We start from the raw sequence: 17,422 nt of genomic DNA, 5'->3' as shown, positions 1-17,422 counted from the left end.
AGAGGGCAAATTTTTATCAAGAATGTTGGGATTGAGTGTTAAGTCAAACAATCCTCAATAAGCGTTGTAAAGTGCTATGCTAACAATCTGTGCTCCTTTCAGGTAAAAGACAATGTATAAATTAATCCCCGTTGCGCTGGTGATTGGACTGCTAGCTGGCTGTGCTTCCGATAACAATGCCAGTAATTACCAGCAAGTAATTAGCCAGTGCCGTCAAACGGCTGAACAGTTCTCCAGCAACACTCAAATTCAGCACTCTACCTATCAGGATTGCCTTGATCGGAACCATATTCATGATGGTGTGCGCCCACTGTTCCAATATAACTGGGGGAATAGCAATAAGTGATGCAGCCTATACAAAAGCAATAAAGTCTGTAAGAAGGAACGTATATGGGAAGCAGCAGACGAGAATAAACCCGTCTTGATACAGACGGGTTTCTTTGGGGGCTCACATGATTACAAGCGCATAATTGTTTGCACGTTTTACAAAGAAGCCGAAACTTGAGCAAAGAATGTACGTGGCAACCCTGCATAGATACCGCGGTTGTTGTCATTGTACGAGCGTGTAAAGTCATGGCGGTTGAAGACGTTTTTAACGCCCACTCCAACCTTGAGATGGTCGGTATCCGGACCGAAATCGTAATTCCCCGTCACATTCCAAATGGCAAAACCGGGAATGCGGCCTGTACTACCATCGGCGCTTTCTTTTCTCGTATTCTTGTTGTCTGCATACTGAGCTGTCTGGAATTGCGACTCCAGATTAGCCTGCCAGCCTTTGTAAGTGTAGCCCACACCGACTAGCCCTTTCAGTTTTGAAGAGAACGGCACACGATTTCCCTTGTTGGGGCCTGCTTCACGAATTTTCGCATCGACCCACGCCATATTGGCGTACACATTAAAGTTACGCAGCACGGGGTTCAGGGCTGCCAATTGGTAGTTGATAGACCCTTCTACCCCATGGTGACGGGTTTTACCCTGTGCATATACCGTATTATCGATTTGATTACTCTGATATTGATCCTTGAAGTTAATCAGGAACGTATCCAGTTGCGCCTGGACAATCCCATTATCGAAGTGGGTACCCAATTCCCAGGTACGTGCTTTTTCTGGCTTGACCGTTCCTGATGCCACCCGATTGGGCATTTGGCTGTACTGCACACTACTGAACGAGCCTTCCGTATTGGCATAGATATTCCAACTGGGCATCACGTGATACATTACAAAGAGGGCAGGTAATGTTGTGGTGTAATCGCCCTTGAATTTCTTCTTGCTGAGATAATTGGTTTGGCGTGTGTGAATATCCTCAAAACGCACACCTGGCGTAATGGTCCAACGACCTATATCGAATTCATTGTCCGCATAAAAAGCATTGGCACGTGTGCCGCCGCCGGCATTCCGGTCGTTTCTGCTATGCGTGGTGGGTAGCTTGTGCGCCGCAAATTGTTCGCGGTAGCGAAGCTCATGATTTGACTCATTGATGTAACGATAACCAATCGTGAAGCGATCGTGGACTGGCCCCAAGTCAAACTCATGCGAATATTGGGACTGAATACCGCGTACCCAGTAGTAGCGCGGTGAAAGAGAGGTAAACCCCTTCTGATCAAGGAAACCACTACGCAAGGTTTTAGTGAAGAAATAGTCCACGTTGAACTTGTTTGCTTCCCCCGTGAAGTCATATCCGCCACTCACCAACGTCCGTCGTGCCCAGAATACATCACGGGGGCGCTTGGACTGATAGCGATTCTGATTGTATTGCGCGCGAGTCAACCCCCCGGGCATCTCTCCTTTACCATCGTAATACTGTGCAATGGCGTGAAAACGATTACGTTTATCCAGCTGATAGTTCAGCTTCAGCATGGTGTCATCCAGATGGCTGGTTCGGCTGTGTTCGCGGAAGTTACTGCCACGTGTACCGCTGTAAAGCAGGGCCGCACCAAAACCGTTACTGGCGGTGCCACCGGCCAGCAAACTCATCGTATTCTTGAGGCCGTGGCTGGAAGAAGGGCTATTTTCAACATGATAATTAATATCCGAGGCGAACTTCTTCTTAGGAATGGCACGCGTTACAAAGTTCACAATCCCACCGACATTTTGTGGCCCGTAACGTACTGAGCCCCCGCCACGAATAACATCGACTGCCTGCATATTCCCTAATGAGATCGGTGCAACCGATAACTGTGGTTGGCCATAAGGGGCGTACGGTACCGGAATACCGTCCATCAATACCGTAGATTCGGTTGATAAGCGTGGGTTTAGTCCGCGAATCCCGAAATTCAACGCAAGATCATCATCTCCCGTACCATTTGGGCCCGGTGAAAATACGCCCGGGATTCGGTTAAGCGCATCGGAAATGGAGGTCACCCCTACTCGTTCGAGCTGATGACGATCCAGCAGATCCCTGGCCCCTGGGCTATTGAAAACATTATCGGCTCTGGCAGCACTCAACCAATCCCCTACGACTTTGACAGTAGCCAATTGTTGCGTAGTGGCGGGGGCAGGCTTCGCGGGCGCCTCAGGGGCTATCTTTTGATCCGAAGCATTTGAGTCATGCGCTGTTGAGGATGTAATAGTTGCCGCGTAGAGCTGATAGGGGAAGCATAGAGTTCCCATGCAAGCAAGAGTGATAGCAGGCTTCACCCAGTGTGAGGCAGCGTTTTTCATTATTATTTCGGTTCCCAGAAATGGTTAATTAGCGATCAAGTGTGGAAATAGCATGCAAATGTTATCCTCAATTGATAATGATAACAATTATCAATTGAGGATTTTTTAAGTCGTAATTAAGAATGTGTTATTCAAAAAAGAGCTATAGATGCGCGGAAAACGGGGGCGATTATCATTTGGGACGATAGAATTCACGCGTAAAGAAAGACATTGCACGCGTGCCTGTACTAGGCGTATTCATTGAAATAATACGCTCAAGCACAGTAGTTCTTTTAAAGGGGGGAAGAAGGGCTATTTGTGGGACTGATTTCAATCTTCTTGCGATATATCCATGAGCGCTGCTGATTACAACATTCACCGAATGTGGTTTACATGGCTTCCTTGATACCAAGTTTGATAAGCATGATATTGGCTGGGTAAACCGTAATAAACCCGGCCAGCATGGCGATCTGCATGATGAACCAATATGAAAAGCTGAATACATCAAGCCGCATGTGGAAGCCATACATGCAAATCAACATCCATATATACATGCCGATTTGATAAAAAATGACTGAAAGGGTATCGGCCTTCAATGCTTCCACTAGTGCTTTGGTGCGGCTCATGGAGGGATTCATTTCGCGCTTGGGAAGGTACTGGAAAACGATCCCAAATACGAATGCGCCGATGAAGTCGAGGACAAAGTGCCCTAGTAGCATCGAACCAGCGATACTGATTGTGACGATTGCTGAAACAAGTGCGGTGACGATATCCCCTATGGTACAGCCTCCGCCACAGTGGGTGTTATCCACGAGTGCGCTTTTCCATAGAGGTTTTTCTCCATCGCCATGATGATGCCTCTGCCCATGCATGTGTGACATGTGGTTCATGTCATAGTGATGAGAGTGATCCCCCTGATGCGTATTCTCCGCCTTGTGCTGGCTATGGGACATGCTTCCCATGGCATGGGGTTGATGATGAGTTGTGTGCTCATGGTCCGAGGCTGTGGTCGTATTGCTCTCTCCGGAGGGGTACTGGCGTGTCGAGTGATTTTTCTGGTGGTCCTTATGTGACATGGAATGGCCGCCACTGGTTGTTCGCCCCAGGGAGGTGTAGAGATACCATCCGATCACAGGAAGATATAACCCGGTAATTGGCCAGGTAATATTCATTATTTTCATGTGTTGAGGATGCTTTTTGATATCACCCGCAATCATGATGCAAGTTAGTACCCCTAATACAAGCGATATGACGGATATTAGCGTTAGCATTGGGTGAGCCTTGTTGTCCTCTGACCTGTCCAGATTTAATGAGAGCGCAGGATGATATGAGGTATAAGTGGCAACAGATGATGCCCATGGAATAGTTCGTACCTTGCCCCCTGAGTATAGATTATCCGGCCTGAGATGCTACTGCTGAAGCGGATAAGGAGACTGTTTTATGTCATGGTGGGGGCTGCTGGAAGATATCATTCAGGTGTTGGTGCAGGTTTGGTATTTTTTTCGTTCGATAAGGCTCGAAGATAATCCTGACATTGTGTCAGCTGTCGGACTCGGCTGTCAGCATCGGCGGCGAACCGAACAAGAAACTCTGCATCTTCCGGGAGAAGTCCTCTGATTGGGGCTGCATGATCATTTGTGGAAGCGGTATGTGAGGCATTTCCCGATGTAGAGAGGGCGGGTTGTTGGCGCAGCTGCAGAGCGTCCCGATGCAAACGATCAATGGTAGCGTGTATGCGAGTTTTCGCATGGCGTTCTTCCTCAAGAAAGCGTTGATCAATAGTATTGGCAAGCGCGTGACGTTGACGTTCCAGTGTAAGCACTTGCTGTGTCCATTGAGCCGTCGCTTCAATATTACGGGCTGTCAGTAGCGTCATAAGCTGTTTCTGTTCACTCAAATTCAATGACTGCCATACAAGTGCCCCCATCAGGGTCGCAATGATCAGCCATAAACTTTGTGATTTCATATGCTTCAACCTATCCAGCAATATGAAAGAAAGTGCTTTTGGCAGCAGTAACCCGACCCAACGAGTAATCGTGATCATTTTAAGACGCTGCTCCCTTAATTTCTTACCGTGGATGTGGAGATACGATAACCGAACTCTTTGGAGGACGTTGGACGCTATGCGTGCTGTTAGTCATGAATAAATCTAGATAAGAAACAAAAATGAGCTGACGTTAAAGTGAGCAAGTTTCTTTGGCGAGTATTCTAGCGCTAAAAGCTTAAACAACACTTAATGGCTCGAATTATTAGGTGAGAAATGATAAGGGGAATTAATGTATAACCCTTTAACTTAAAATATGTTTTTTAAGTACATGGCAATAAAGTAAATACCTATTGGCATTTCTTGGGTAGGCGAAAATTTTGGGATAAGCAGTAGTAACGTTATTCACAAAAGGATAAGCAGGTTAGATGTGCTTAGCGCTAAAAGCCCATTTTTATTATGGTGGCGGCTTGACGCAGTGTGGAAAGCCGGTAGCTGTGATCACCGGTCGAGAGAACTCGACTGCATAAAGCCGCCATAAAAAACTGCCGTAAAAATACGGCAGAAAAATTGGGGATGATTCACAGGTTTCGGGCTTCCACACCCAGCAGTAACAGGGTATTACTGCGGAACGAAGAATACCGCTCCATGCAATCGGCATCAATCTTCACCTCTTTATTTTAAGCTTTAAAACAGACTTTCTGCTTGTCCTCCCGTCACACATAACCTGCTATTACGTGTGACAGTCTTGATTGGCAAAATCAATTTACTATTTGCGCAGGGAGTCATTATATCTATGCGCGTAGTTTTTCCTTAAAAATCAATTGAGTAGGTGTCATGAAAACTGTCGAGAAAACGGCAAAAACATCTGGAAACAATGCTCCCGTCTCTCTCCGTGAGCTAACTCCTGAAGAGATGAATATGGTGTCGGGGAGTGGTTTTGCTTTATTTGGTGGCAAGTTGGCATTCGCTTCGTTGAAGAGCCAATTGTCATGGCTAGCCAAGGGCAAAATGTACCCGCGTAAGAAAGTCTAAATGATACGGGCAGGGGGCTGAGTCCCCTGCTTTAGATTTTTTATGCTGAACTCTACTCGGTCATTATATTTTCGATAACGAATGTAGCCATATTGCCACTGACTCTCCCCGGGATGTTGGCGGTTAGTACACGCGCGGCCTGATCGTAGTGAAGACGTGCCCCGTCGCTAAAATGCAGCGCGACGACGCTTTTGGACGCCTCCGGCGCGGGCATGGCGGTATTGTAAAGGCTCCCGATGACCACTGCCCCAGCGGTATCCCCACTGGGTGAGAGCAGAATAACGGTTTCTCCCACAGCAGGCGGTGCCCAAACACGGAGCGCCCCGGCCCGACCTGCATTCCAGGGTAACCAGTTGGTCAGCAGTTCACCACACTGGACGCGTACGCGTGGAGGTGCCTGCGAGAAATCGCATTGAGCGACCTGACCAATACGGACAAGGTTCATGATAAGACGGAGGAGTTCGATGGGGGGTGTAGTATTCATGCGGGGTATTGTGAGGGGAGGAGGAGCGTTGGGCGAGGCGGGGAGAGTGTGGGAGAATGATGGTACGGGGAGATAAAAAGATCAAAGGGAACGATTCATAAAATGGAAAATTTTAACTGTTTTTTACGTCAAAATAATACTCAAGTTACTGCAAATGCTTTTGTGGAGATTGTTGATGATAAAAATATAAAGATTAATGCTTATTTATCTACAGGGGAATATTGGCGGAATATAGGCGGTACATATAGGGAAGAGGATGAAAATTTCATTGCTGAAGGTAAGTATGAGCTAGATGAGGGTGGGCTGGTTTCATTTAAATTTACGTTTAAAATAAATTACTTCAATGAAAATATATTGTCATCATTTGGCGAATGGGTGATTGATAATGAACCACAGGGAAATAGAAGAGCAACCTATAAGTTCGAAGTATGGAGTTCTTCCAGTGAAAGACCTGGCTCCTCTCTAATTCCTCAGTTATTAGGAGATTTAAATGATTTGCAGCATAAAGCGTTAACACTTAAAACATCACATCAATCTATTACTCAACAGATAGAGGATGTTAAAAAAACATTGAAAAGTGTTGAAACTGAAAACAATAATTTAAATGCATCTCAAACTACCTTGATTGGTAATATTTCTGATTTTAATAAATCGAAAGATGAAGCTGAAGACCTCGTCAGTAAGTTAAAGGCTGATAAGGAAAAAGTAGGCCAGATGCAGGAAGATAATACGAAAATAAAACAAGAGCTGGAAGATATAAAAAAATCTGCCGAGAGTACTAATAATCAGGCCTTGGCTGCTTTGGACAGCACTACGACGATGGGGTTGGCAAAATCCTTTAAAGATAGGAAAGATGCGGCTGGCGAAGAAGCCAAAAAATATTCCAAGAATTTTTATATTTCTGTTGGAATTAGCTTAGGTGTTGTTTTACTAGCTTTTTTTGGGCCAGCTTTCTTTCACTATACTGTAGGTGGCGCATTTGAAAATTGGGCAATCAGAGTGCCTATTGTCGTCTTTTTGGTATGGCTCGTTTTATTTACTTCCAAAAAAGCTTCCCAGCAATCTGCGTTAATGGAGTTTTACGCTCAGAAACAAGCACTGGCCGAATCTTATCAAGGGTATAAAAAACAGGTAGAAGAAGTCAGTACAGATGATGATGACCTCAAAAACCTTATCAAAATGCTTTTGATAGCTATCAGCCGAGATTCTGCTGAGGTATTGGATCGCTCAGAGAAAATAAATCATCTTCCAGGTATAGCGGCTATATTCGGATTGAAAAAGAAAGATACTGATGCGGATACTGAGAAATAGACGCTATAAATAATTCTAGTGTCTACTTCAACCTTAATACTCAGTTGCCTTCCTGATGATACCGAGCTACAACCTCCCATCATCAGGAGGTTCTTATGGTCAAAGTACACGCTCCCTCTCCCCCAGAGCATTAAGCACTTCTTTCTCTATCAAGCGGCGCGTCCTCCCCGTCACCCCCAATAACCCTCGCCGGGTATACTTCACTTTGCCCAGCCTGCCTCTTTTATCTTATCCGATCTACTCGTCCATACACATGCATAGGTGATACCCATTGCATCTTTTCCTGACCTTAAGACCTATTTGTCATACCAGTGTTGCGTGGCTACAATGTGGCTACACAACATTGGAGGATAAACATGGCTATAACACACCGAGCCGATTCGATTGTCCGTGCTCGTATTTCCAGTGATACCAAAGAGCGGGCAATGGAGGCATTGGATAAAATGGGACTAACGGTTTCCGATTTAATTCGCATGACGTTTCTTCGTGTTGCGGAAGAGGGACGCATTCCCTTTGAGGTCGAAGTCCCCAACAAGACTACTCAAGCGGCCATGAAACGGCTCGAGGAAGGAAAAGGGGAGCGGTTTGATTCAAGTGATGAATTATTCAAGGATCTAGGCATCTAATGCTGAATATTGCTAGAGAAGTACAGTTCAAACGTGATGTTAAGCGCATGCAAAAGCGCGGCAAGAATATGAGCAAATTACGTGATCTATTACTGCTTTTGATTGAAGAAGTTCCATTGCCGGTAAAGTATAAGGATCATCCTTTAAAGCAGAATTGGGCAGGTTGGCGTGATGCTCATATCGAGCCCGATTGGCTACTTATTTATCAAATCGCAGGACGAACATTACGTTTGGCTAGAACAGGTACACATACCGACATTTTCAATCATTAATTCCTGTTCTTGATGGTGGCAATCAGCATTTCTTCAATTTTTCTTTCGGTCCTCCCCGACACCCCCAATAACCTTCGCCGGGTATATTTTACTTTGCCCGGTCTGCCTCTTTTGACCTGATCCACCAGCCCATACTGATGCACGCGGGCAATACCTGCCGTATGCCCTCTGAACATAACGGTCGCCCTTTTTTCACTGCTTTGAACGTGCAAATAGCACGCCGTACGCAGTTTGCCAAACATGGCCCTATGCCTGATCGCCCCCTGCCGAGATGACGTGATTTTTCGAGGTGCATAATGGGTACCTTCGGGATTCTGCTGTTGCCTGATGCGCTCCGCCTGTTCCCGTCGAACAATCACGGCTATTTTTCGCATGATCATACGCCGTTCACGCGGGGAAAGTTTCTCCAGTAATGTGACAATCTTATGGTTGGGGGAGAAGATACCAAGCTGATTTATTACCTATCCGTTAAATACTTGGATAAATCAATTTCTATAAAAAACGGCACCCTCTTTGTATTCAGGATTAGAGACTACTTTACTCATTGCACTAGGGGCGGGTACTCCTCCATGACTGCTGACTACTTCTGCCATGTGAATATCGATAGCTTCATGAACATTTTTTAACGCATCACCCAATGTATCCCCTGAAGAAAAGCAGCCAGGCATATAGGGCATAATAATGCCGAAAGCACAATTATTTTCCTGATGAATGATGATAGGAAAGCGCATGATCAACACCTTGTCCAGATAGAGTGGCATATAGGTAGAGCATTCCCTATCTCCAATTATGATTGTCTCCAGCATTCCTTGCATGGTATTTGACTCATTTTTTAACCAGATATGGGGACGTCAATTACTAGAGGCGTACAAAAGGGCAACGGCAAGTTAAAGTTATTAGCTTTCATGCTCATCAATGTTGACCAAAATGCTGACCATACAATGCTAAACGTAGCCTAAACCCTGCTTTTTTGGTTGTTTTTTGATCAATGTGGTTTATATGCTATTTGATAAGGGAATAGACTTAACCCATTGATTTTAAAGCACAAAAAAGCCCAACACCGAGGTGCTGGGCTTTTGCAATTTGGTGGAGGCGGCGGGAATTGAACCCGCGTCCGCCGGTACTCCTCCGTCGGCTCTACATGCTTAGATCCGTTTTTTAATTTAGCATTAACGACTCCAACGGGCAGGATTCGTTAACGCGATTCCTCTAAAGTTTAACGCAACAAGGAGAGGACACCCTTGCGCGCGGTCCCATCAATCGTGACTCATGCCCGTCCGCGATGAATGGGCACATCGCTTCGGGGTGGAACAAGTGTCAAGCTAGCTTACGCAGCCAGAGCACCTTCCTGAGCATAGTTTTCGTCGTTTGCGACTATTTAAATTGCAACGTTTTATTTACGAGATACGTTACGCTCTCGGCATGCACCTTGGGATTTGCCACCAGCGTCGAATCCAGAACGCCCCCAAAGAGTCTGGCGAGGATAACAGATCGCCCATGCGATTAACAATAACCTTTAGGGACTTTCGCTTAGCGCGAGCTTAATTTCGCACAGTGGTTTCACTGTGCGGATCATCGATTATCGCGCATAATACGTGCGCGTTGACGCTCCCAGTCCCGTGTTTTTTCAGTGGCGCGCTTATCATGCATTTTTTTACCCACTACCAATGCAATTTCGCACTTGACCAAGTGACCTTTCCAGAACAACCGCAGTGGTACACAGCTATGGCCCTTATCCTGTGTACGGGAAAAGATCCGTGCGATCTCTTTCTTGTGCAGAAGTAACTTACGTGTTCTATCCGGTTCAGCTACGCTATGAGTACTGGTGGTATTCAACGGCGTGATATGCGAGCCCAACAGCCATGCTTCGCCATTTTTAACGAGCACGTAGGTGTCTGTTAACTGCCCCTTGCCGGCGCGTAGACTTTTTACTTCCCACCCGGACAGGGAAAGCCCCGCTTCGAACGTTTCTTCAATGTGATATTCGTGTCTTGCCTTGCGATTCTGGGCAATCAGATTGTTGCCCGGCGCCTGGCCTTTCTTTTTGCCCATGGAGTGTTCCTGATATAAAGGCGAGGGTATTACTCGACTACGTGGAATTGATGAAATTTACCAGAGTAATTAATAACCCAAAGTAAGTATACTGAGCGCAGCATGGTATCATTGTACCTTTGAATCTGTAACGGGGTGAAATTTAAGTGTATATCTACCTCGTGTTGGTACGGGAGGGCGCATGCCTACAGTAAAAAAATCTGCATTGGTAAAACACTCTTGCCAGCAGATGTTTGATTTGATCAATGATTTTGAAAGTTATCCGCAATTTTTGCCGGGATGCCGTGAAGCGCGTCTGTTGGAGCGTACGGATGAGTATCTTATTGGAGAAATGACTCTGTCGAAAGGCGGCATCAAGCAGAGTATGTCGACACGTAATGAGCTGCATGCGCCCAATCGTATTGATATTTCCCTTGTTAAAGGTCCTTTCAAAAGTCTGGTTGGACATTGGTTGTTTGAAGAACTGGGCGAAAATAGTTGTCGCACAAACCTGACCATGGAATTTGATTTTTCCAACCGATTGATTGGGATGGCTTTCGGGCAATTGTTCGGACAGGTGGCCGGTCAGTTGGTCGATGCGTTTACCAAACGCGCGGATCAGGTGTATGGGCGCTGATATCAACAACGATGTTGCCAATATCATTAGTATCGAAATCGCCTATGTGTCGGGAGGGTGTTCGTGCCTGATAGCAATGAAAGTAGTGGCGGGCACGACAGTTCAAGAGGCATATCAGCAGTTTCTGTTGAATCTTGATGAGAACCAGAACTCCCTCGAATGGCTGTACGAAGCCCCTCTCGGGATTTTTGGACAACGAATCAAATCACCGGAATCTTACGTATTGGATGATGGGGATCGAATTGAAGCCTACGCTCCTCTGAAAGTGGACCCCAAGGCTGCGCGGCGGACTAGAGCAGGGCATTAGCCTGCCTTTCGAATAGCGGGTATGAGCGAGTCCGAGAAAGGAATAAACGCCAACATGCCCAAACAGATTGTCGTCTGATTAGGCATGTCGGGTAGCGAGTATACGCCTGGCCAGTAAGGCATTCGCTTTTTTAGTTGCCTGAAAGTTGGCCTGTAGTACCCTGATGAGAGGAAATGGCGGTAGCGGGCCCTCCCATTTTTCTAGCGACCGGGGTCTTCTCGAAATCGCCGGATTTTAAAATATTGCTAACCCGGTTATTTTGGAAGGTGATTGATAAGCGTTTGATATATACTTTCCCATCAGCGGCATTCAGACGGTAGACATAATCCCATTCGTTTGAATCGAAGGGATTATCCAATACAGGGGTGCCCAGGATGTAAATGACCTGGTCACGCGTCATGCCGACCTGAAGTTCCTGTACCATGTTATTGGTGATCAGGTTCCCCTGTTGCTGGTCGAATCTGTATACCCGGAAGAGGCTGCAGCCGCTTAACATGCCGATGATGCAGCAGATAGTGATGATTTTAATTGAATTTTGCATTTGCCCAAGACTTTCCATATCGTTTGCGTTGGTCGATCATAACCGAAATACCCAGTGACTGCGAAGAGCTTCCTAATGGCCGACAGAAATCAGGAATTACGTAAGGCAGGATTAAAAGTAACACTGCCTAGAGTCAAAATTCTGCAAATTCTCGAAGCTACTCGAGAAGAAGACCTCCATATGAGTGCTGAGGACGTCTATCGTTCCCTGTTGGAAGCAGGTGAGGATGTCGGTCTTGCCACTGTATACCGAGTACTGACCCAATTTGAAGCGGCAGGCTTGGTAATGCGTCATAATTTTGACGGGGGGCATGCTGTATTCGAACTTTCCCAAGAAGATCATCATGATCATATGCTGTGCCTGGAGACAGGTGAAGTGGTGGAGTTCTTTGATCATGAGATCGAGCGCAGGCAGCGTGAAGTAGCCGAGCAACGGGGCTATGAGCTGGTTGATCATGCGCTCGTCCTTTATGTGCGCCCCAAGGGGTCAACAGCAACGCGACAGGATGGTGCGCCACATACGCCGGGTAATAACGGGAAGCGTTGAGGGTTGCTCACGTTCTCTGTAAGGGGCCGGGTGTTGTCCGGCCTTTGTAACCCTCCCACCACTAGCATTCGATTGCGCGGTTTTTACAATAAAAGGCGTTGGCTAATTGCTGGCGTGATTTTCCTTTCTCAAGACGTTTGAAAGGGGCTGCGATCGCCCCATATTGCTCTGGAAGCATGTTCCTCGCAATTATGGCAAGAGACCTGTGCAGCCATCAGGCCCCTTCCTGCCGTAAAAACTTAATGTTGTGCGGGTTGTTGGGCGCCTTGCAGCATTTCATGTGCATGGGCGAGTGTTCGTTCAGACAAATGAATTCCACCCAGCATTCTGGCCAGCTCACGAATACGACCGCTCTCGTCCAGTAGGGCCATGTGGGTATGAGTGCTTGTGTCATCCTTCTGCTTCTCGATGTGAAGATGCTGATGCGCCTGAGCCGCCACTTGGGGGAGATGGGTGATACATAAAAGCTGTGCGCCTGTTTGCCCCAGCTCCCGCAGTAACTGCCCCACGATTTCTGCAGTCGCACCGGAAATGCCGACATCTACCTCATCAAAAACGAGGGTCGGGATAGTGCTGTGGGCAGCTGCTACCACCTGAATGGCGAGGCTGATACGTGAAAGTTCACCTCCTGAAGCCACCTTGTGGAGTGGACGTGGCGGCTGCCCTGGATTGGCAGAGAACAGAAAAGTGACATGATCCATTCCCTCAGGGTGTGCAGCATCCCGTTGTGTGACAGAGACCTCAAAGCAGGATTTTTCCATACCCAGATAGACCAATTGCTCTTGAATGCGTTGAGCTAGCGTTGTTGCGTGGGAATATCTCTGTTGGGAGATGCTTTGTGCCAGTGTTCTCCAGTCATCCCTTAACTGGCGTACTTCTTGTGTCAGAGCCTCAAGGTCTTCCTCGCCGGGTTCCAATTGCGCCAATTGATCCCTGAGGTGTTGTGCAAACGAGATGATTTCTTCAGGCATGATGTGATGCTTTCTGGCAATTTGGTGAACGCTCGCCAGGCGCGATTCCACTTGATTCAGGCGCTCAGGATCGAGTTCGGCGCTGTTCAAATAGTGACTGAGTTCACTGCTCGCTTCGTCCAGCTGGATACCTGCTTCAGAAAGAAGTGCCAGCGCAGAGGCAATGGCCGGATTATTGAGTTCGGGCAGAGATTCCAGCGCCTGACGGGCCTGAGCGATCAGGGTAGTAGCACCCTGTTCGTCATCATCACAAAAATTTAGAGCTTGCTGTGTTTGCATCTGTGCCTGTTCGGCATGTGCCAATTGCGTTTGCTCGTGCTCCAGTTGTTCAAGCTCTCCCTCCTGCAGAGCAAGTTCATCCAATTCTTCGACTTGATAGCGTAAAAGCTGACGTTTCGCATTGGCCTCGCTATCAGTTTGCTGTGCTGTTTTGAGCCGTTGACGTGCCTTGGACCATCGGTGGTAAATCTGGCTCAGTTTTTCGACATCGCTTCCAATTCCTGCGTATTCATCCAGCAATGCCTGATGTTGCTGTTCACGAAGAAGGGATTGATGGGCGTGCTGGGCATGGATGTCGATCAGGTGGTCGCTCAGGGCTTTTAGATCCGCTAACGTACAGGGAGACCCGTTGATCCATGCCTTGCTACGCCCACTGGACGTAATCACACGCCGAAGAATGCAGGTGTCTGCCTCCAGTTCACGTGCATTCAGCCATGCTTGTGCGGCGGGTAACCGAGACACATCGAAACAGGCGGACAGTTCGGCCTTTTCTTCCCCCTGTTTCACACTACCTGCTTCGTATCGCCCGCCCAGGCAAAGCGACAGTGCATCCAGCAGAATGGACTTTCCTGCCCCTGTTTCGCCAGTAATGGCTGTCATTCCCTGTCGAAAATCAAGTTCAAGATGATCAACGATGACGTAATTGCGAATCGTGAGTTGTGTGAGCATGAAACCTCCGATCCGGAAATACCGGAATTGGAAACTGGCTGGGCCCGGAGACTACCGGCCGCCTGAAATCAATGTATCAGGTCTGGAGTCAAAGCCCTTTGACCATAAAAAAGCATGTTAACTTATACAGTGGTTGGTAGAGTTATACACCATGCATGTAATTATATACAGTAAAAATTATATTGTTGCCTGACTTGAGATTGAATTCTTGGGCCCCATCTTCTTTATATGGTTTTTGAAGATATGGTTTTTTGAAGCGGGTTTTCATTGTCTCTATCTGTGTTGTCATGATTTGTGTTGGCAAACGTGATGTTCATATTCAATGAGGCTGAGGATTCGCGTTCCACTTTTTGGACATATAGCCCGCATGGCTATATGTCAGGGCATAACCCTTTATTTATCAGGAGTAACCAGATGACTCATGATGCTCATGACCCTCGGCATGAAGAGCCTGAGGTCAACGAAGCTGAAAACAGTAACGATGAAGCCGTTGATGGCGAAAGGGTGGACGACTCCACCAGTGAATTGAAGGCTCGTATTGAAGAGCTGGAGGGGGAGCTGGCACACACCAAGGAACAGTCCATGCGTGTGGCTGCTGAAGCCCAAAATGTCCGTCGCCGTGCTGAGCAGGATGTGGACAAGGCGCGCAAGTTTGCGTTGGAGAAATTTGTCAAAAGTCTATTGCCCGTCGCCGATACGTTGGAAAAGGCGTATGAAACAATGCACCAAGAAGGCGTGGACGATGTACATTTGGAAGGCCTTCGCATGACCCGTGATATGCAACAGGATGCTTTTCAGAAGGCAGGGTTGGAGGTTATCGATCCGCAAGGCGAGCCCTTCAATCCAGAATATCATGAAGCCATGGCCATGGTGCCCAATCCTGATGTTGAGCCCAATACTGTCGTGGACGTAATGCAAAAAGGGTACCTACTGAACGGTCGTGTGATCAGACCTGCTATGGTGGCTGTCAGCAAGGCACCTTAAGACTGATTTTTTGCTCATAATGGTAAAAATGATGGTGATGGGGCCTTGAAAGTGAAATTTATGCCCCTATATCTGTATTTAGACAAGCAATCCGGGCGATTGCATGAATTAACAATTTTCTGGAGTCGCGGTATTTGACTTCAGTCACAAGCACAAGTCATGAGGTGATTCTACATGGGACGTATTATTGGTATTGACTTGGGTACTACCAACTCTTGCGTAGCAGTACTGGATGGTAAGTCACCCCGAGTAATTGAAAATGCTGAAGGTGCACGTACTACACCTTCCATCGTTGCCTACACTGACGATGGTCAGACGTTGGTAGGTCAGGCGGCCAAGCGCCAGGCAGTTACTAACCCGACCAATACGCTGTATGCCGTAAAACGTTTGATCGGTCGTAAATTCAGCGACGCTGAAGTACAGAAAGACATCAAGATCGTGCCTTACAAAATTGTTGAGGCCGACAATGGTGATGCATGGGTTGAAGTCAAGGGCGATAAAATGGCTCCCCCGCAGGTCAGCGCTGAAGTGCTGAAAAAAATGAAGAAAACAGCTGAAGATTATCTCGGTGAAACCGTGACCGAAGCTGTTATCACAGTTCCTGCTTATTTCAATGATTCTCAGCGTCAGGCTACCAAGGATGCCGGTCGTATCGCGGGGCTCGATGTAAAACGTATCATCAACGAGCCTACTGCTGCGGCATTGGCCTATGGCATGGACAAGTCTCGCGGTGATAAAACCATCGCTGTTTATGACTTGGGTGGTGGTACTTTCGATATTTCCATTATCGAAGTAGCCGATGTTGATGGCGAAACCCAGTTCGAAGTACTTTCTACCAACGGTGATACTTTCCTCGGTGGTGAAGATTTCGACAATAAACTGATCGACTATCTGGTCAGTGAATTCAAGAAAGAGAGCGGTATTGATCTTTCCGGTGATTCTCTGGCGATGCAGCGTCTGAAAGAAGCCGCTGAAAAAGCGAAAATCGAACTGTCCAGCGCTCAGCAGACCGATGTTAACCTGCCATACATTACGGCAGACAACACTGGGCCGAAGCACCTGAACCTGAAAGTGTCTCGTGCAAAACTGGAATCTCTGGTTGAAGATCTGGTGCAGCGGTCTCTCGAACCTTGCAAACAGGCGCTGTCTGATGCTGACCTTTCTGCTTCCGGTATTGATGATGTGATTCTGGTGGGTGGTCAGACACGTATGCCTTTGGTTCAGCAGAAAGTGGCTGAATTCTTCGGCAAGGATGCTCGCAAGGATGTAAACCCTGACGAAGCGGTTGCCATTGGTGCGGCTATTCAAGGGGGTGTTTTGGGCGGTGACGTTAACGACGTACTGCTTCTCGACGTTACTCCGCTGACGCTGGGTATCGAAACCATGGGCGGTGTAATGACTCCGCTGATCGAGAAAAATACAACGATTCCGACCAAGAAAACACAGACATTCTCGACTGCTGAAGACAACCAGACTGCAGTGACCATCCATGTACTGCAGGGTGAGCGCAAGCAAGCGGCTCAGAACAAGTCTCTAGGTCGTTTCGATCTGAGCGATATTCCGCCGGCACCTCGCGGTACGCCTCAAATCGAAGTTGCTTTCGATATTGATGCCAACGGTATCCTGAACGTTTCTGCAAAAGATAAGCAGACCAACAAGGAACAATCCATTGTTATCAAGGCTTCTGGTGGTCTGAGCGATGAAGAAATCGATCAGATGGTCAGCGATGCTGAAGCCCACCAGGCGGAAGACAAAAAATTCGAAGAGCTGGTTCAGCTGCGTAACCAAGCGGACGGTATGGTTCATGCTGCTCGTAAAACACTGGAAGAAGCAGGTGATAAAGCAGAAGCAGGTGAGAAAGAAAAAATCGAATCTGCGATCTCTGAGCTTGAAGAAGCGCTTAAAGGCGATGACCAGTCAGCCATCCAGTCCAAACTTGATGCGTTGACCGAAGCCTCCAGCAGCCTTGCCCAGAAAGTGCATGCCGATCAGGCACAGCAGGGCGGTGCTGAAGGTGCGGAACAGGCCCAGCAAGGCAAGAAAGAAGATGATGTCGTTGATGCCGAGTACGAAGAAGTCGACGACGACAAGAAAAAGTAAGTGAG

At 47.3% G+C, this 17,422-nt stretch carries 19 protein-coding genes and 1 other RNA gene; 10 read left to right on the top strand and 10 right to left on the bottom strand.

Features of this window, described 5'->3' with window-relative positions; translation table 11 throughout:
- Nucleotides 1–112 precede the first annotated feature (112 nt).
- The gene (locus tag LMG33818_RS12405; protein ID WP_442323706.1) at nucleotides 113–346 is read left to right on the top strand and encodes a hypothetical protein; all 234 of its coding nucleotides are present in this window, start codon (nucleotides 113–115) and stop codon (nucleotides 344–346) included.
- Nucleotides 347–483: 137 nt separating this feature from the next.
- On the opposite strand, the gene LMG33818_RS12400 is transcribed toward LMG33818_RS12405, so the two are convergent.
- The 3 genes from LMG33818_RS12400 to LMG33818_RS12390 form a co-directional block, all read right to left on the bottom strand.
- A complete protein-coding gene (locus LMG33818_RS12400; RefSeq protein WP_442323705.1) occupies nucleotides 484–2,661 on the bottom strand; it encodes a TonB-dependent receptor family protein in 2,178 nt (725 codons plus the stop codon).
- Between the two features lie 368 nt (nucleotides 2,662–3,029).
- The gene (locus LMG33818_RS12395) at nucleotides 3,030–3,812 is read right to left on the bottom strand and encodes a DUF4396 domain-containing protein (RefSeq protein WP_442323704.1); all 783 of its coding nucleotides are present in this window, start codon (nucleotides 3,810–3,812) and stop codon (nucleotides 3,030–3,032) included.
- 296 nt (nucleotides 3,813–4,108) lie between these two features.
- Entirely contained in the window at nucleotides 4,109–4,684 is a 576-nt protein-coding gene (locus LMG33818_RS12390; protein ID WP_442323703.1) for a lysis system i-spanin subunit Rz, read from the bottom strand.
- A 777-nt stretch (nucleotides 4,685–5,461) separates the two neighbouring features.
- Between LMG33818_RS12390 and LMG33818_RS12385 the strand changes: the two genes are divergently transcribed.
- A complete protein-coding gene (locus tag LMG33818_RS12385) occupies nucleotides 5,462–5,659 on the top strand; it encodes a hypothetical protein (RefSeq protein WP_442323702.1) in 198 nt (65 codons plus the stop codon).
- Between the two features lie 52 nt (nucleotides 5,660–5,711).
- On the opposite strand, the gene LMG33818_RS12380 is transcribed toward LMG33818_RS12385, so the two are convergent.
- Nucleotides 5,712–6,143 carry a phage baseplate assembly protein V gene (locus LMG33818_RS12380; protein ID WP_442323701.1) on the bottom strand — a complete coding sequence of 144 codons (432 nt, stop codon included), beginning with the start codon at nucleotides 6,141–6,143 and terminating at the stop codon, nucleotides 5,712–5,714.
- A gap of 102 nt (nucleotides 6,144–6,245) precedes the next feature.
- Here LMG33818_RS12380 and LMG33818_RS12375 point away from each other — a divergent pair, with 102 nt between their 5' ends.
- The 3 genes from LMG33818_RS12375 to LMG33818_RS12365 all read left to right on the top strand — a co-directional run bounded on the left by LMG33818_RS12375 (nucleotide 6,246) and on the right by LMG33818_RS12365 (nucleotide 8,352).
- The gene (locus LMG33818_RS12375) at nucleotides 6,246–7,454 is read left to right on the top strand and encodes a hypothetical protein (protein WP_442323700.1); all 1,209 of its coding nucleotides are present in this window, start codon (nucleotides 6,246–6,248) and stop codon (nucleotides 7,452–7,454) included.
- Between the two features lie 356 nt (nucleotides 7,455–7,810).
- Entirely contained in the window at nucleotides 7,811–8,080 is a 270-nt protein-coding gene (locus LMG33818_RS12370) for a type II toxin-antitoxin system RelB/DinJ family antitoxin (protein WP_442323699.1), read from the top strand.
- Nucleotides 8,080–8,352, top strand: a complete 273-nt coding sequence (locus tag LMG33818_RS12365; protein ID WP_442323698.1) for a type II toxin-antitoxin system YafQ family toxin — start codon at nucleotides 8,080–8,082, stop codon at nucleotides 8,350–8,352. Before LMG33818_RS12370 ends, LMG33818_RS12365 begins: the two co-directional genes overlap by 1 nt.
- Here LMG33818_RS12365 and LMG33818_RS12360 read toward each other — a convergent pair.
- The 4 genes from LMG33818_RS12360 to smpB all read right to left on the bottom strand — a co-directional run bounded on the left by LMG33818_RS12360 (nucleotide 8,349) and on the right by smpB (nucleotide 10,404).
- A complete protein-coding gene (locus LMG33818_RS12360) occupies nucleotides 8,349–8,762 on the bottom strand; it encodes a phage virion morphogenesis protein (RefSeq protein WP_442323754.1) in 414 nt (137 codons plus the stop codon). The genes LMG33818_RS12365 and LMG33818_RS12360 overlap by 4 nt on opposite strands.
- A gap of 75 nt (nucleotides 8,763–8,837) precedes the next feature.
- On the bottom strand, nucleotides 8,838–9,083 hold the full coding sequence (locus tag LMG33818_RS12355) for a type II toxin-antitoxin system HicB family antitoxin (protein WP_442323697.1): 246 nt from the start codon (nucleotides 9,081–9,083) through the stop codon (nucleotides 8,838–8,840).
- 353 nt (nucleotides 9,084–9,436) lie between these two features.
- Nucleotides 9,437–9,819: a transfer-messenger RNA gene (gene ssrA, locus LMG33818_RS12350) on the bottom strand.
- Nucleotides 9,820–9,924: 105 nt separating this feature from the next.
- Complete coding sequence (gene smpB, locus LMG33818_RS12345; protein ID WP_442323696.1) at nucleotides 9,925–10,404, bottom strand: SsrA-binding protein SmpB; 480 nt, start codon at nucleotides 10,402–10,404, stop codon at nucleotides 9,925–9,927.
- Nucleotides 10,405–10,585: 181 nt separating this feature from the next.
- Between smpB and LMG33818_RS12340 the strand changes: the two genes are divergently transcribed.
- Together LMG33818_RS12340 and LMG33818_RS12335 are read left to right on the top strand one after the other, a co-directional pair.
- Nucleotides 10,586–11,020: a type II toxin-antitoxin system RatA family toxin gene (locus LMG33818_RS12340; RefSeq protein ID WP_442323695.1), complete on the top strand. Its 435-nt coding sequence runs from the start codon at nucleotides 10,586–10,588 to the stop codon at nucleotides 11,018–11,020.
- Nucleotides 11,010–11,327, top strand: coding sequence for an RnfH family protein (locus LMG33818_RS12335; RefSeq protein ID WP_442323694.1), 318 nt, complete (start codon nucleotides 11,010–11,012; stop codon nucleotides 11,325–11,327). The genes LMG33818_RS12340 and LMG33818_RS12335 overlap by 11 nt, the downstream gene beginning before the upstream one ends.
- 130 nt (nucleotides 11,328–11,457) lie before the next feature.
- Here LMG33818_RS12335 and LMG33818_RS12330 read toward each other — a convergent pair whose 3' ends face one another.
- Entirely contained in the window at nucleotides 11,458–11,868 is a 411-nt protein-coding gene (locus LMG33818_RS12330) for an outer membrane protein assembly factor BamE (protein ID WP_442323693.1), read from the bottom strand.
- A 75-nt stretch (nucleotides 11,869–11,943) separates the two neighbouring features.
- Here LMG33818_RS12330 and fur point away from each other — a divergent pair, with 75 nt between their 5' ends.
- Nucleotides 11,944–12,414 carry a ferric iron uptake transcriptional regulator gene (gene fur / locus LMG33818_RS12325; protein WP_442323692.1) on the top strand — a complete coding sequence of 157 codons (471 nt, stop codon included), beginning with the start codon at nucleotides 11,944–11,946 and terminating at the stop codon, nucleotides 12,412–12,414.
- 239 nt (nucleotides 12,415–12,653) lie between these two features.
- Here the strand turns inward: fur and recN are convergent, their stop codons facing one another.
- Nucleotides 12,654–14,333: a DNA repair protein RecN gene (recN, locus tag LMG33818_RS12320; RefSeq protein ID WP_442323691.1), complete on the bottom strand. Its 1,680-nt coding sequence runs from the start codon at nucleotides 14,331–14,333 to the stop codon at nucleotides 12,654–12,656.
- 414 nt (nucleotides 14,334–14,747) lie between these two features.
- Here recN and grpE point away from each other — a divergent pair, with 414 nt between their 5' ends.
- Both grpE and dnaK read left to right on the top strand, forming a co-directional pair.
- Complete coding sequence (gene grpE, locus LMG33818_RS12315) at nucleotides 14,748–15,317, top strand: nucleotide exchange factor GrpE (protein WP_442323690.1); 570 nt, start codon at nucleotides 14,748–14,750, stop codon at nucleotides 15,315–15,317.
- A 174-nt stretch (nucleotides 15,318–15,491) separates the two neighbouring features.
- The gene (gene dnaK, locus LMG33818_RS12310) at nucleotides 15,492–17,417 is read left to right on the top strand and encodes a molecular chaperone DnaK (RefSeq protein ID WP_442323689.1); all 1,926 of its coding nucleotides are present in this window, start codon (nucleotides 15,492–15,494) and stop codon (nucleotides 17,415–17,417) included.
- Nucleotides 17,418–17,422: the final 5 nt, after the last annotated feature.

Source organism: Cernens ardua, assembly GCF_051251085.1.
Lineage (GTDB): Bacteria > Pseudomonadota > Gammaproteobacteria > Pseudomonadales > Halomonadaceae > Cernens > Cernens ardua.
The sequence above is the reverse complement of the archived record's forward strand: the minus strand, read 5'-3'. Positions and strand labels throughout refer to the sequence as shown.

Bases quoted from the DNA above. Each gene is read 5' to 3' on its own strand.
- LMG33818_RS12405 (WP_442323706.1), top strand. From the start codon at position 113: ATGTATAAATTAATCCCCGTTGCGCTGGTGATTGGACTGCTAGCTGGC.
- LMG33818_RS12400 (WP_442323705.1), bottom strand. From the start codon at position 2,661: ATGAAAAACGCTGCCTCACACTGGGTGAAGCCTGCTATCACTCTTGCT.
- LMG33818_RS12395 (WP_442323704.1), bottom strand. From the start codon at position 3,812: ATGAATATTACCTGGCCAATTACCGGGTTATATCTTCCTGTGATCGGA.
- LMG33818_RS12390 (WP_442323703.1), bottom strand. From the start codon at position 4,684: ATGATCACGATTACTCGTTGGGTCGGGTTACTGCTGCCAAAAGCACTT.
- LMG33818_RS12385 (WP_442323702.1), top strand. From the start codon at position 5,462: ATGAAAACTGTCGAGAAAACGGCAAAAACATCTGGAAACAATGCTCCC.
- LMG33818_RS12380 (WP_442323701.1), bottom strand. From the start codon at position 6,143: ATGAATACTACACCCCCCATCGAACTCCTCCGTCTTATCATGAACCTT.
- LMG33818_RS12375 (WP_442323700.1), top strand. From the start codon at position 6,246: ATGGAAAATTTTAACTGTTTTTTACGTCAAAATAATACTCAAGTTACT.
- LMG33818_RS12370 (WP_442323699.1), top strand. From the start codon at position 7,811: ATGGCTATAACACACCGAGCCGATTCGATTGTCCGTGCTCGTATTTCC.
- LMG33818_RS12365 (WP_442323698.1), top strand. From the start codon at position 8,080: ATGCTGAATATTGCTAGAGAAGTACAGTTCAAACGTGATGTTAAGCGC.
- LMG33818_RS12355 (WP_442323697.1), bottom strand. From the start codon at position 9,083: ATGCGCTTTCCTATCATCATTCATCAGGAAAATAATTGTGCTTTCGGC.
- smpB (WP_442323696.1), bottom strand. From the start codon at position 10,404: ATGGGCAAAAAGAAAGGCCAGGCGCCGGGCAACAATCTGATTGCCCAG.
- LMG33818_RS12340 (WP_442323695.1), top strand. From the start codon at position 10,586: ATGCCTACAGTAAAAAAATCTGCATTGGTAAAACACTCTTGCCAGCAG.
- LMG33818_RS12335 (WP_442323694.1), top strand. From the start codon at position 11,010: ATGGGCGCTGATATCAACAACGATGTTGCCAATATCATTAGTATCGAA.
- LMG33818_RS12330 (WP_442323693.1), bottom strand. From the start codon at position 11,868: ATGCAAAATTCAATTAAAATCATCACTATCTGCTGCATCATCGGCATG.
- fur (WP_442323692.1), top strand. From the start codon at position 11,944: ATGGCCGACAGAAATCAGGAATTACGTAAGGCAGGATTAAAAGTAACA.
- recN (WP_442323691.1), bottom strand. From the start codon at position 14,333: ATGCTCACACAACTCACGATTCGCAATTACGTCATCGTTGATCATCTT.
- grpE (WP_442323690.1), top strand. From the start codon at position 14,748: ATGACTCATGATGCTCATGACCCTCGGCATGAAGAGCCTGAGGTCAAC.
- dnaK (WP_442323689.1), top strand. From the start codon at position 15,492: ATGGGACGTATTATTGGTATTGACTTGGGTACTACCAACTCTTGCGTA.